Genomic DNA, 13,232 nt, shown 5'->3' with positions numbered 1-13,232 from the left:
CGCTCACCTGTTAGTCCAGTTCGTTATCAAGATCGTTCGCGCCAGCAGCCGGAGCCGCAGCACCCGCAACGCGGTTATATTTCGGGCTCAGCTGAATGTACAGAATCGCCATTACCGCACCAATCACACCCAGTGCAACCAGGTTGAAGTTGGTGAAGGCAGCAGTCACGAAGCCCAGGTAGAAGAACGGCATCAGGTAGCCTGCACGCATCATGTTAATAACCATGGCGTAACCGACGACAACGATCATACCACCGGCGATGTTCAGGCCGCTGGTGACCACTTCCGGAATCGCGTTCAGCATGTTCTGCACTTCGCTGGTACCCACGGACACCGCCACGATCACTGCCGGGATAGCGATACGCATCGCCTGCAGGAACAGGGAGGAGACGTGGATCCAGGAGAGCGCCGTCAGGTTGCCGTTTTCGGCCGCCTTATCCGCTGCGTGCTGGAAGGCCACGGTAATGGTACGTACGATGATGGTCAGAACCTGGCCTGCCGCAGCCAGAGGAATCGCCAGCGCGATACCGGCGCCGATGCTCTGCTGACCTGCAATAACCAGAATGGTTGAGATGATGGATGCCAGCGCGGCGTCAGGCGCAACCGCCGCACCGATGTTCATCCAGCCCAGGGCGATCATTTCCAGCGTACCGCCGATGATGATACCGGTTTTCATGTCGCCCAGAACGATACCGACCAGGGTACATGCCACCAGCGGACGGTGGAACTGAAACTCATCGAGGATTGACTCCATACCTGCGATACAGGCAACGATGAATATCAGCACAATTTGAAGAGTGGTAATCTCCATTGTACTTCTCCTATAAACGTAAGACTAAAGTGTGAAAACTGAGTGACAATCAACGAGATAGCTTATTTGCCAATCTTGTTGATCAGATCCATCATTTTCAGTTTCGGATCGTTGGAGACCTTACGGACTTCCAGTTCGATACCACGGTCGTTCAGTTTCTTGAACGCTTCGATATCTTTTTCATCGACCGAAACGGCGTTATTCACCTGAGTTTTACCCTGGCGGAAGGCCATACCACCGATGTTGATGGAGGTGAATTTCACACCACCTTCAGCAAGGCGTTCGACATCCGTCGGGTTCGTGAACAGCAGCATCACTCGTTCACCCGCGTATTTCGGGTTGTTGTAGACGCGAAGCATCTTGGCAATATCAACCACATGCGCGGTTACGCCCGGAGGAGCAACCTGCGTCAGCAGGGTTTTACGTACGGTATCTGCGGCAACTTCATCGCTGACGACGATGATGCGGCGGACGTTGGTTTCTTTGGTCCAGCGGGTTGCTACCTGGCCGTGGATTAAACGGTCATCGATACGCGCCAGGCCAATGACCATATAGTCATTCTCACCCATTGGTTTAACCGGTGCCGCAGGTTTTGCTGCGACCGGGGCAGGCGCGGCTTTTTCAACCGGCTTCGCTTTCAGCGCTTTCACGCCTTCACGACCGGTTTCAACGGCAATCGCCACCAGCTCATCAAACGATGGGTTATCATCACGCGCCATCAGCGTTTCCACTAACATCGGGATGTTGACGCCCGCGATGACTTCATACTGTTCTTTATCAACGACAATTCGGCTGGCCGCGTTGAACGGGCTTCCACCCCAGGTATCAACGAGGAACAACACGCCTTTGCTGGTATCAAGCTTTGCCAGCTGTGCGTTGTATTTTTCGATCAGCGTCTCGGCATTTTCGCCAGGTACGAAATCGATCCAACCCACATTTTCCTGCTCGCCCAACAGCATCTCTGCCGTCTTCAGCAGTTGTTCTGCTGCCCAACCATGTGTGCCTATTACAATAGCAATCGTCACTTGCTACCTCCTTTTATTATCGTTGCATCAGGCGGGCTGATGCTTGTTGAAGCGATGTCGTTACCGAATCGATTCAGATAAGGGTTTGAGAGAAAAAATTAATAACTGCCGAGAATTATTTTAGATAGTGAAAAAATAATTAATGTGATGAAGATCCGTAATTTAGTCAAAGGGGGCCAATTATTTTGCGGCGCAAAAAATAATCGTAGTTATTGCAAAGACAGGTAAATCTTTGCCAAATTGTGATCAGTTTTTGCTATGTTTAGCTTCCGTTTAATTTTGCAGGAGTATAGGGCAGTAGCCCAAAGTATGGACCGTCACCGACGCCTTTTCACATTCACATCGCACATTTGTGCAGTACATCCCGGCCAGCCGCGCCACCGTTCCCTTTTGTCCGAAATTGTCACGCCTGTATCTGACAGCGCGATGACGCGTCATCTTGTTAGCTGGAGTCGCTCATGGAATTGTTAATGGACCCGTCAATCTGGGCCGGTTTGTTGACGCTTGTCGTCCTGGAAATCGTACTGGGTATTGATAACCTGGTCTTTATCGCGATCCTTGCGGATAAACTGCCGCCAAAACAGCGTGATAAAGCGCGCCTGATAGGTCTGTCGTTGGCGCTGATTATGCGTCTGGGCCTGCTTTCGGTGATCTCGTGGATGGTCACGCTCACCGCGCCGCTGTTCAGCGTGTGGGATTACTCGTTCTCCGGGCGTGATTTGATCATGCTGCTGGGTGGTCTGTTCCTGTTGTTCAAGGCGACAACCGAGCTTCATGAACGGCTGGAAAACCGTCAGCACGATGCCGGTCACGGCAAAGGCTACGCCAGCTTCTGGGTCGTGGTGCTGCAAATTGTGGTGCTGGATGCCGTCTTCTCCCTTGATGCGGTGATTACCGCCGTGGGGATGGTGAACGATCTGCCTGTCATGATGGCGGCCGTGGTGATTGCGATGGGCGTGATGTTGCTGGCTTCCAAGCCGCTGACGAATTTTGTCAACCAGCATCCGACGGTTGTGGTGCTCTGTCTGAGCTTCCTGCTGATGATCGGTTTGAGCCTTGTGGCAGAAGGTTTCGGTTTCCATATTCCGAAAGGCTACCTGTACGCGGCAATTGGTTTCTCCATCATTATCGAACTGTTTAACCAGATTGCGCGTCGTAACTTTATTCGTCACCAGTCCACGCTGCCGCTGCGTGCACGTACGGCGGACGCTATTCTGCGCCTGATGGGCAGCCGTAAGCAGGCCAGCCCGCAACAGGAAGGTGATAACCCGACGCCAGTGTCTGTGCCGGAAGGCGCGTTTGCGGAAGAAGAACGCTATATGATTAACGGCGTGCTGACGCTGGCTTCGCGTTCCCTGCGCAGCATCATGACGCCGCGCGGTGAAATCAGTTGGGTCGATGCCGACCTCAGCAAAGACGAAATCCGCGAACAGTTGCTTTCGTCGCCGCACAGCCTGTTCCCGGTGTGTCGTGGCGAACTGGATGAAGTGATTGGTATCGTGCGTGCCAAAGAGATGCTGGTGGCGCTGGAAGCGGGTGATGACGTGGCGGCTATTGCCTCAGCGCATCCGGCCATTGTGGTGCCGGATACACTCGACCCGATTAACCTGCTGGGCGTGCTGCGTCGGGCAAAGGGGAGCTTTGTTATCGTCACCAACGAGTTTGGTGTGGTGCAGGGGCTGGTGACGCCGCTGGACGTACTGGAAGCTATCGCCGGTGAATTCCCGGATGCCGATGAAACCCCGGAAATCGTCGCCGATGGCGAAGGCTGGGTGGTGAAGGGCGGTACCGACCTGCACGCGCTGCAACAGGCGCTGGGGATAGATAACCTGGTGAACGAGGAAGAAGATATCGCTACCGTCGCGGGCCTGGTGATTGCCGTTAACGGCCATATCCCGAAAGTGGGCGATGTGATTGAACTGGCACCCTTGCAGATAACCATCACTGAAGCCAATAACTACCGCATCGATCAAGTGCGCGTGGTGAAGCAACCGTCAGAACATGACGACGAAGAGTAACGCGGGTCCTTAAGGCGTAACGGGCGGAGGTAGCCCGTTATGCTTCGCCAGCCACTGGGGGAATTCCGCCAGTGGCATTGGCGGCGCGTAGAGATAACCTTGCAGTAAATGGACGCCGTGGCGCTGCAAATAGTTTGCCTGCTCCGGCGTTTCCACCCCTTCCGCGACCAGCTCAATATTCAATCGTTGCCCCAGCGCAATAATAATGTCCGTTACCGTCGAATTGACCGCATCGGTGCCAATCGCATGGGTAAACGACTTATCAATTTTCAGCACATCGGGATGCAGTTTCTCAAGCCATGAGAGCGAACTGTTGCCGGTCCCGAAATCATCAATCGCCAGCTGGACTTTCCTGCTGTGCAGTTCGCGTAAAAGTTCACTGTTCACGTCGTGCAGCGCATCGCGCTCGGTCAGTTCAATGGTTAACTGGACGGCGGGATTTACGCTAAACCACAGGTTATTGAGGTCTGCAAGCAGCAGCGTGTCGTCACGGAAATGCGCTGCGGCCGCGTTGATGCCAATATGGAACTTAGGATCTGCGGGAAAGTAGTGCAGCTGTTGTGCCGTTTCACTCAGCACATAACGGGTCAGAGGCAGGATAAGATTTTTGGCTTCGGCAATGGGGATAAACACATCTGGCGCGATTGGCCCCAACCGAGGATTGTTCCAGCGCAGTAGGATCTCCACACCGTCACAACGCTGAGCGCGGGTGTTCAGCAGCGGCTGGCAGAAAAGCGTGAACTCGCGCTGGGCGATGCCCATGTTGATTTCCCAGGAGAAGCTCATGCGTCTGGCGGTCGCAATCCACGTTATCCACGCGAAAAGCAGGCCGAAGATCAACGCCAGCGGCAGCCTGCCGGGTAACTCACGCAATGCCAGCGTCCAGAACGAGGGGCCACTGACGGCAATGCTGAAAGGGTATGCGCGCGATGCCTGCGAATAGAACATCTCACCCTTACGCTGTAATCGCTGTTCGGTAATGCCGACACCGTCCATGTAATAGGCATTATCGATATTCAGACTGGTACGGGTAATGAGCGGCGGGAAGGGGTCGAGAATCATCTCGCTGACCAAATCAATGTTAATGCCGATCACCACACCATTTTGGTCGTCCTGCGCTGCCGGGAACCACTGCATCAGCACGGGACTTCCTTTGACCAGCGAACGATCTATGGTCAGGATCATTTTAGGCTTGCTGTCCGCTAACCTGGGCTGCAGTTTGCGCAACGGAATATCGCGCTCGCCGAAGGCGCTGGAGCAGTAAAGAATACCGTCCTTGACCAGGAAAATAGAGCGGGCGGTTTTTAAGGTTGCGACCTGTTGACGAAGCTGTAACAGACTGTCATTACAGGGTTTTCCGATAAGCGGTTGCAGGCGAACGCGTTCTTTTTCCAGGCTCCGAAGGATCTTATCCATCGTGGTCACTGCGCGCAGGGTATAGCTTTCTATCTGCTGTTTATTTTCGCTACGCTGTAAAATAAATCCAATACCCAGCGTAAGCGAAAAGACACCCAGCGCCACCAGGACACAGAGAAGAATACGCTTATGGAGATATTGTTTTACTATCCAGTGCGCAGATTGCATATCCGATGCTCAATACCTGGCCAGAGCCTTTTACGGCAACACAAGCAAGTTTAGCGGTGCGCGAGGAAAAAAGTGAGATAAAAGAGAGAAATAAATCGCCCATCCGAAGATGGGCGAGGAGAGGTTAGTCACACTGAACTTTAATCGCCAGGCCGCCGCGTGAGGTTTCGCGGTATTTGGCATTCATATCTTTCCCGGTTTCATACATCGTTTCGATGACTTTATCGAGAGAGACGCGCGGCTCGCTGGTACGGCGCATCGCCATGCGTGAGGCGTTAATCGCTTTTACCGAGGCAATCGCGTTACGTTCAATGCACGGAACCTGAACCTGACCGGCAACCGGGTCGCAGGTGAGACCCAGGTTGTGCTCCATACCGATTTCAGCTGCCACGCAAACCTGTTCCGGGCTGGCGCCCAGCAGTTCTGCGAGACCCGCAGCCGCCATGGAGCAGGCTACGCCCACTTCGCCCTGACAACCGACTTCAGCACCGGAAATAGAGGCGTTCATTTTATAGAGCGCGCCAATCGCCCCGGCGGCGAGGAAGTAGCGGATGTAGATATCCGGGCTGACGGATTCAATAAAGTGATCGTAATAGGCGAGTACTGCTGGCACGATCCCGCAGGCGCCGTTGGTTGGCGCAGTGACCACACGGCCCCCGGCGGCGTTCTCTTCGTTCACCGCCAGCGCGAACATATTCACCCAATCGACCACGTTCATCGGGTCGTTAGAGAGCTTATCGTTAGCGACCAGCAGACGGCGCAGCGCGGAGGCGCGACGCGGAACACGCAGCGGGCCTGGCAGCACACCTTCGGTGTTCATGCCACGGTCGATACAGGCCTGCATGGTCTGCCAGACGTTAGCAAAGTACTCTTCAATCTCTTTCTTGCTGTGCAGCGCCAGTTCGTTCTGCATCACCATGCCAGAAAGTGACAGTCCGGTCTCTTTGCAGTAGTTCAGCATTTCGGTCGCGGAAGCGAACGGATAAGGCACTTTCACTTCATCGACCGCATCTTTGCCGAAATGTTCTTCATCAACGATAAAGCCGCCGCCGATGGAGTAATAGGTTTTGCTGTAGAGTTCCGTTTCACCCGCCCAGGCGTGGATCTGCATGCCGTTTTCATGCAGCGGCAGGTTGCCATTGTGGAAACGCATGCCGTTATCTTTCGGGAAGTCGACTTCTTTGCGTCCCTGCGCCAGCAGCAGACGACCACGCGTTTCGACGTCGCGGATAAACGCGGGAATAGCATCAATATCGACCGTCGCAGGCTGATTGCCCGCCAGACCCATAATAATGGCGATATCAGTATGGTGACCTTTACCGGTTAACGAGAGTGAACCGTAGACGTCAACCGCGACGCGGGTAACATCATCAATCAAACCTTTTTCGACCAGGTCATCGACGAACTGCTTGCCCGCTTTCATCGGCCCTACAGTATGGGAAGATGAGGGGCCAATCCCCACCTTGAACATGTCGAATATACTAATCACTTTCTTACTCCTGACAGGGTTACCGGCGTGTTGCGGCAACGATGTTATAATTGCGCATAGTGTATGAGGGAACCGGATATTCGGCTGAACTATTCACATGAATTAAACTAATGAATCGATCCTGTTTTACTAATGCCGAACATCTTGCTGTTGCGCTAAGTATAGTCAGGGTTTCAGGCCTACCTGTAGCGCCAGTTCACGAATAATGCCGGCGGTCATTCCCCAGACAAAATAGTGCTGGTACCACGAAAGCCATACACGGTGTGAATCACCCCGGCGATGAATGTCGAGCGGATGGTAGCGGCCGAGTCGCAGCGCCTCCGCCAGAGGCATTTCAAATACCGATGACACTTCATCGACGCTGGCGTGATAGTGCAGATTTGGCGGAATAACGCCGACTACGGGCGTGACCTGAAAACCGGTCACACTATCGACTGGCGGCAGCATACCGATGATTTCAACGCTCTCTGGCGGAATGGCAACCTCTTCCTGCGCTTCACGCAGCGCGGCGGCAATCAGCGATGCATCGGTGCTATCGACTGCGCCGCCGGGGAAGGCAACCTGGCCGGGATGTTTGCGCAACTTTGCTGAACGTTGGGTCAGCAGCAAACCCGGCTCGGGGCGTCGCACAATCGGCACCAGCACCGCCGCCTGGCGCTGATTGACCGTCATGCGCCTCGCCTGCGGGCGTAGCAGTTGAAAGCGGGAAAGAAAATCATCCAGGTTCAGAGCAGGGGATGCCATGGTTACGACTCCAGTTGATGCAGAATACGGTTAACTTTATCAAACGTTTCCTGATATTCCGCGGCTTCGTTGCTGTCTGCTACGATACCACCCCCGGCGGAACAGTAAACCTGCCCGCGCCAGGCGGTAACGGTGCGAATGGTGATGCTGGTACCCATATTGCCACAGGCGCTGAGATACCCGATGCTGCCGCACCAGGCATTACGGCGATGCGGTTCAAGTTCGTCGATAATCTGCATGGCCCGCACTTTTGGCGCACCGGTAATCGAACCGCCGGGGAATGCGGCGCGCAGCAGGTCGCTGGCGTGGAGCGTATCCGGCAAGGTCGCGGTGATGGTACTCACCAAATGGTGCACCGCCGGGAAGGGCTCGACCACAAACAGCTCCGGCACGCGAACGCTGCCCGGTACCGCGACGCGGCCAATATCGTTGCGCATCAAATCGACAATCATCAGGTTCTCGGCGCGATCTTTCGGCGAGTTCGCCAGCCGTTCAGCCTGCGCGGCATCTTCAGTGGCGCCGGCCAGGCGTGGAAGGGTGCCTTTAATCGGGCGCGTCTGAATCTCGCCGTGCTCCAGCAGAATAAACCGCTCCGGCGACAGGCTTAAAATCGCCCCTTCATCAAGCCGGATAAACGCGCTGAACGGTGCGCGATTACTACGGTTAAGCTGAACGAAAGCCTGCCATTCATCGCCGGTATAGCTCGCCTGAAAACGCTGAGCAAGGTTGACCTGATAACAATCGCCGCTGTGCAGATACGCCTGCACCTGGCGGAATTTTTCGCCATATGTTTCCCGGCTCATATTTGCCTGCCACGCCGAGGTAAGCGCAAATGGCAGCCCCGATTGCCCCTGCTGATTCAGCAGCCAGTGCAGGCGCTCCTGCGCGTTACGCTGACTGACCAGCGTCACCGTTTGCTGATGATGATCGACAATCAGCGCCCAGTCATAAATACCCACCGCCATATCCGGCAGGTCGATATCCTGCTGCGCATGACGGGGAAGCTGCTCAAAGCGGCGACCCAAATCGTAGCCGAAAAGCCCCAGCGCACCGCCGATAAACGGCATATCAGGAAGCGAATCGGTATTGAACGCATGGGCATCGAGTTCTGCTTGTAAAAGAGAGAGCGGATCCTGCGTTGACGCGGTATGCTCACTGCCGCGCGTAATCGTGGTTATTTCGCCCTGCGTCACCAGGATAGTGAGAGGTTGCGCAACCAGAATGTCGTAACGACTGTGTGGATGGTCCGCATGGCCCGAGTGCAGTAGCATCGCCCACGGCTGGTGGCTTAACGGCGCGAAATAGTGCTCAGCGGCATCCTGTCGCCACGGTAACGTAATCATTGAAGGGAGTAACATCTTCCTCAAACCCAAACAGCGTGAAATAATAAGCGCCAACAATGTAGCAGGAGTCAAACATGTTTGCAGGATTACCTTCGCTGACCCACGAGCAGCAGCAACAAGCGGTAGAACGTATTCATGACCTCATTTCTCAGGGAATGAGCAGCGGCGAAGCGATTGCGCTGGTCGCCGCAGAAATTCGCGCCACCCACACGGGCGAGCAGATTGTGGCGCGTTTTGAAGATGAGGATGAAGAAGAGTAGGGCCGTTACACTGCGGCGATAATTTTAATTTCGACCTTATACTCCGCTTTCATCAGTCTGGCCTGCACGGTGCAACGCACCGGCGCATGGCCCGCAACAACCCATTCATCCCACGCTTTGTTCATTGCGGCGAAATCATCTCCGTTGGCGAGAATAATCGTCGCATCAAGAATTTTGGTTTTATCGCTACCCTGTTTTTGCAAAATCGCGTCAATCTGCGCCAGAGTGTTCGCCGTTTGCTCGTAAGCATCCGCTTGCAGATTTTCCGGTACCCCGGTGTAGTACAGCGTCTGGTTGTGAATCACGACATCAGACCAGCGGGCTTCGGCATCAATACGCGTAATCGTCATTGCAGTTTCCTCTGTTGAAGTTCCTTTACGTGCGCAAGAGTGCCACATTGTTGCCCGGTCGTCATCCGTTCGACTGGCGAAAGGACGGTCAGCCTGACATAATCACTGTCCAAATAAACAGGGGGCAGTGTGACGGACGATTTTGCAGCAGACGGTCAGTTAGCGAAAGTGATTACCGGTTTCAAACCACGCGAACCGCAGCGCCAGATGGCGCACGCCGTGGCGCAGGCAATCCGTGACGGCGAACCGTTGGTGGTGGAAGCGGGTACCGGCACCGGGAAAACCTACGCCTATCTTGCGCCCGCGCTGCGTGCCGATAAAAAGGTGATTATCTCTACCGGCTCAAAAGCGTTGCAGGATCAGCTCTACAGCCGCGATTTACCGACGGTGGCGAAGGCCCTGGAATTCAAAGGCAAACTGGCATTGCTGAAAGGGCGTTCGAACTACTTGTGTATTGAACGTCTTGAACAGCAGGCGCTGGCGGGCGGCGATCTGCCGGTGAACACCTTAAGCGACGTTATTCTGCTACGCTCGTGGGCGAATCAAACGATTGATGGCGACATCAGCACCTGTGTCAGCGTCGCGGAAGATTCGCAGGCCTGGCCGCTGGTGACCAGCACCAATGACAACTGCCTCGGTAGCGACTGCCCCCAGTACGCCGACTGCTTTGTGGTGAAGGCGCGTAAAAAAGCGATGGACGCCGATGTGGTGGTCGTCAACCATCACCTGTTTCTGGCCGATATGGTGGTCAAAGAGAGCGGTTTCGGCGAACTCATTCCTGAAGCCGAAGTGATGATTTTTGATGAAGCGCATCAGCTTCCGGATATCGCCAGCCAGTATTTTGGCCAGTCGCTCTCCAGCCGACAGCTGTTAGACCTCGCCAAAGACATCACCATCTCGTACCGAACAGAACTGAAAGACACCCAGCAATTGCAAAAATGTGCCGACCGCCTGGCGCAGGCCACCCAGGACTTCCGCTTGCAACTGGGCGATCCTGGCTATCGCGGAAATCTGCGCGAACTGCTGGCGGATAATACCATTCAGCGCGCGTTGTTGTTGCTGGATGATGCGCTGGAGCTCTGCTATGACGTCGCCAAACTGTCGCTGGGGCGCTCTGCCTTACTGGACGCGGCCTTTGAACGTGCGACGCTGTATCGCGCGCGACTCAAGCGGCTGAAAGACGTCAACCAGCCGGGTTACAGCTACTGGTATGAGTGCAACTCGCGCCACTTTACCATGGCGCTAACGCCGCTCACGGTTGCCGATAAATTCAAAGAAGTGATGGCGCAGAAGCCGGGTAGCTGGATTTTTACCTCGGCCACTTTATCGGTGAACGACGATCTGCATCACTTCACCGATCGCCTGGGTATCGGTGAGGCCCACTCGTTGCTGTTGCCAAGCCCGTTTGACTATGCGCATCAGGCGCTGCTATGCGTACCGCGTAATCTGCCGTTACCTAATCAGCCGGGCGCGGCGCGTCATCTGGCGGCCATGTTAAAGCCGATCATCGAAGCCAATGATGGGCGCTGTTTTATGCTTTGCACCTCACACGCCATGATGCGTGACCTGGCGGAGCAGTTCCGCGCCACCATGACGTTACCGGTGTTGCTACAGGGCGAAACCAGCAAAGGGCAGCTGTTACAGCAGTTCGTCAGCGCGGGTAATGCGCTACTGGTGGCGACCAGCAGTTTCTGGGAAGGTGTGGACGTGCGTGGTGATGCGCTCTCATTGGTCATCATCGACAAACTGCCGTTTACCTCGCCGGATGACCCGCTGCTGAAGGCGCGAATGGAAGATTGTCGTCTGCGTGGCGGCGATCCGTTTGAAGATGTTCAACTGCCGGATGCAGTCATTACCCTCAAACAGGGTGTCGGACGTTTGATTCGCGACACCGACGATCGCGGCGTGCTGGTGATTTGCGACAACCGTCTGGTGATGCGCCCCTATGGCGCAACCTTCCTTGCCAGCCTGCCGCCTGCGCCGCGCACGCGGGATATCGGGCGCGCCGTTCGCTTCCTGGCAATGTCATCCATTCGTTAACAAGGGCGCAGCCTGGTACAAAGTGTGCTAAGATGCGCGCCATTTTATTGATCTGCAATTGCGAGAGCGCGACGAATCATGCGAATTCTGGCTATCGACACCGCCACGGAAGCCTGCTCGGCTGCCCTGTGGAATACCGGTGAAATCTGTGCTCATTTTGAACTCTGTCCTCGTGAACACACCCAACGCATTCTGCCTGTGGTGCAGGATATTCTTAGCCAAAGCGGCGCTACCCTGGCGGAGCTGGACGCGCTGGCGTTTGGCCGTGGGCCGGGCAGTTTTACCGGCGTGCGTATCGGTATCGGTATCGCGCAGGGCCTGGCGCTAGGCGCTGAACTGCCGATGATTGGCGTCTCTACGCTTGCGACGATGGCGCAGGGCGCGTTCCGCAAAAGCGGCGCGACGCGTGTTCTGGCCGCCATTGATGCGCGAATGGGCGAAGTTTACTGGGCGGAGTACGTTCGCGACGAGCAGGGTATCTGGCACGGCGAAGAGAGTGAAGCGGTACTAAAACCGGAATCGGTTAAAGAGCGTCTCATGCAGTTATCTGGTGAATGGGTAACCGTGGGGACCGGTTGGCCGGCATGGCCTGAACTGGCCGCCGACGCTACGCACCTCACGATAACCGATGGCGAGGTGTTACTGCCCGCAGCCGAAGACATGTTGCCCATCGCGGTTTATCTGCTGGAGCAGGGCAAAACCGTCGCCGTTGAGCAAGCTGAACCTAAATATTTACGCAACGAAGTGGCATGGAAGAAACTTCCGGGCCGTGAATGAATCTTAGTAAGTAAATACTGAGAAAAAGGAGTTGCATCATGGCGGGTCAAAAAGCGGTCGTTCGCGTTGCTCTTGCGGGGCTTATTGCCGTCGCACTGAGTGGCTGCGTCAGCGTGCCGGATGCTATTAAGGGCAGTAGCCCAACGCCGCAGCAGGATCTGGTGCGCGTAATGGCGTCGCCGCAGCTGTATGTCGGCCAGGAATCCCGTTTCGGTGGGAAAGTGGTCAACGTGCAAAACACCAACGGTAATACGCGTCTGGAAATTGCTACCGTGCCGCTCGACAGTGGTGCGCGCCCGATTCTTGGAGAACCTTCTCGCGGGCGAATTTATGCCGATGTTAATGGTTTCCTCGACCCCGTCGATTTCCGTGGGCAACTGGTGACGGTGGTTGGCCCTATTGCGGGAACGGTGGAAGGCAAGATTGGCAATACCGCCTACAAATATCTGCGTGTTCAGGTCACCGGCTATAAACGCTGGCGCGTGACCCAGCAGGTGGTGATGCCGCCGCAGCCGATTGATCCCTGGTTCTATGGCCCGCATCCGTGGCGTGGGGGTTACGGTTATGGTGGTTGGGGATGGTATAACCCCGGCCCCGCTCAGGTACAAACCATCGTTACTGAATAACGAATTGATTTGTAAAAGAAAAGAGACAGCGGCTAGTCCGCTGTCTCTTTATTTAGATAGTATTAGAAAAATAAAAAGTGACGCGCTTCGCAACCTGCGGTTTGTGTAATTAATAAACTGGTACGCTGAGTTAATATTATGTTAACGGATGGTTTATTAATTGGG

The 13,232-nt window shown here is 55.1% G+C and carries 12 protein-coding genes; 5 read left to right on the top strand and 7 right to left on the bottom strand.

Annotated features, from left to right (window positions below; translation table 11 throughout):
- Positions 1 to 10: 10 nt before the first annotated feature.
- Together manY and manX are read right to left on the bottom strand one after the other, a co-directional pair.
- Positions 11 to 811, bottom strand: coding sequence for a PTS mannose transporter subunit IIC (gene manY, locus AC1MKH_RS14640; RefSeq protein WP_276219923.1), 801 nt, complete (start codon positions 809 to 811; stop codon positions 11 to 13).
- 62 nt (positions 812 to 873) lie between these two features.
- The gene (gene manX / locus AC1MKH_RS14635; protein ID WP_231827032.1) at positions 874 to 1,836 is read right to left on the bottom strand and encodes a PTS mannose transporter subunit IIAB; all 963 of its coding nucleotides are present in this window, start codon (positions 1,834 to 1,836) and stop codon (positions 874 to 876) included.
- Positions 1,837 to 2,294: 458 nt separating this feature from the next.
- Between manX and yoaE the strand changes: the two genes are divergently transcribed.
- On the top strand, positions 2,295 to 3,854 hold the full coding sequence (yoaE, locus tag AC1MKH_RS14630) for a CNNM family cation transport protein YoaE (RefSeq protein ID WP_276219924.1): 1,560 nt from the start codon (positions 2,295 to 2,297) through the stop codon (positions 3,852 to 3,854).
- Between the two features lie 9 nt (positions 3,855 to 3,863).
- Here the strand turns inward: yoaE and AC1MKH_RS14625 are convergent, their stop codons facing one another.
- From AC1MKH_RS14625 to pabB, 4 genes are all read right to left on the bottom strand, one after another.
- The gene (locus AC1MKH_RS14625) at positions 3,864 to 5,438 is read right to left on the bottom strand and encodes an EAL domain-containing protein (protein ID WP_276219925.1); all 1,575 of its coding nucleotides are present in this window, start codon (positions 5,436 to 5,438) and stop codon (positions 3,864 to 3,866) included.
- 124 nt (positions 5,439 to 5,562) lie between these two features.
- The gene (gene sdaA, locus AC1MKH_RS14620) at positions 5,563 to 6,927 is read right to left on the bottom strand and encodes an L-serine ammonia-lyase (protein ID WP_276219926.1); all 1,365 of its coding nucleotides are present in this window, start codon (positions 6,925 to 6,927) and stop codon (positions 5,563 to 5,565) included.
- Positions 6,928 to 7,092: 165 nt separating this feature from the next.
- The gene (locus AC1MKH_RS14615; RefSeq protein ID WP_276219927.1) at positions 7,093 to 7,671 is read right to left on the bottom strand and encodes a CoA pyrophosphatase; all 579 of its coding nucleotides are present in this window, start codon (positions 7,669 to 7,671) and stop codon (positions 7,093 to 7,095) included.
- A 2-nt stretch (positions 7,672 to 7,673) separates the two neighbouring features.
- On the bottom strand, positions 7,674 to 9,029 hold the full coding sequence (gene pabB / locus AC1MKH_RS14610; protein WP_327621904.1) for an aminodeoxychorismate synthase component 1: 1,356 nt from the start codon (positions 9,027 to 9,029) through the stop codon (positions 7,674 to 7,676).
- Between the two features lie 59 nt (positions 9,030 to 9,088).
- Between pabB and AC1MKH_RS14605 the strand changes: the two genes are divergently transcribed.
- Positions 9,089 to 9,274: a YoaH family protein gene (locus AC1MKH_RS14605; protein ID WP_015964079.1), complete on the top strand. Its 186-nt coding sequence runs from the start codon at positions 9,089 to 9,091 to the stop codon at positions 9,272 to 9,274.
- A gap of 5 nt (positions 9,275 to 9,279) precedes the next feature.
- On the opposite strand, the gene AC1MKH_RS14600 is transcribed toward AC1MKH_RS14605, so the two are convergent.
- On the bottom strand, positions 9,280 to 9,624 hold the full coding sequence (locus AC1MKH_RS14600) for a RidA family protein (RefSeq protein ID WP_276219929.1): 345 nt from the start codon (positions 9,622 to 9,624) through the stop codon (positions 9,280 to 9,282).
- A gap of 129 nt (positions 9,625 to 9,753) precedes the next feature.
- On the opposite strand from AC1MKH_RS14600, the gene yoaA reads away from it, so the two are divergent.
- From yoaA to AC1MKH_RS14585, 3 genes are all read left to right on the top strand, one after another.
- A complete protein-coding gene (gene yoaA / locus AC1MKH_RS14595) occupies positions 9,754 to 11,664 on the top strand; it encodes a DNA repair helicase YoaA (protein ID WP_276219930.1) in 1,911 nt (636 codons plus the stop codon).
- A 78-nt stretch (positions 11,665 to 11,742) separates the two neighbouring features.
- Complete coding sequence (gene tsaB / locus AC1MKH_RS14590) at positions 11,743 to 12,441, top strand: tRNA (adenosine(37)-N6)-threonylcarbamoyltransferase complex dimerization subunit type 1 TsaB (RefSeq protein WP_276219931.1); 699 nt, start codon at positions 11,743 to 11,745, stop codon at positions 12,439 to 12,441.
- Between the two features lie 38 nt (positions 12,442 to 12,479).
- Positions 12,480 to 13,067, top strand: coding sequence for a Slp family lipoprotein (locus tag AC1MKH_RS14585; protein ID WP_276219932.1), 588 nt, complete (start codon positions 12,480 to 12,482; stop codon positions 13,065 to 13,067).
- Positions 13,068 to 13,232: the final 165 nt, after the last annotated feature.

This window comes from Pseudocitrobacter sp. CD920760, from assembly GCF_057782505.1.
The sequence above is the reverse complement of the archived record's forward strand: the minus strand, read 5'-3'. Positions and strand labels throughout refer to the sequence as shown.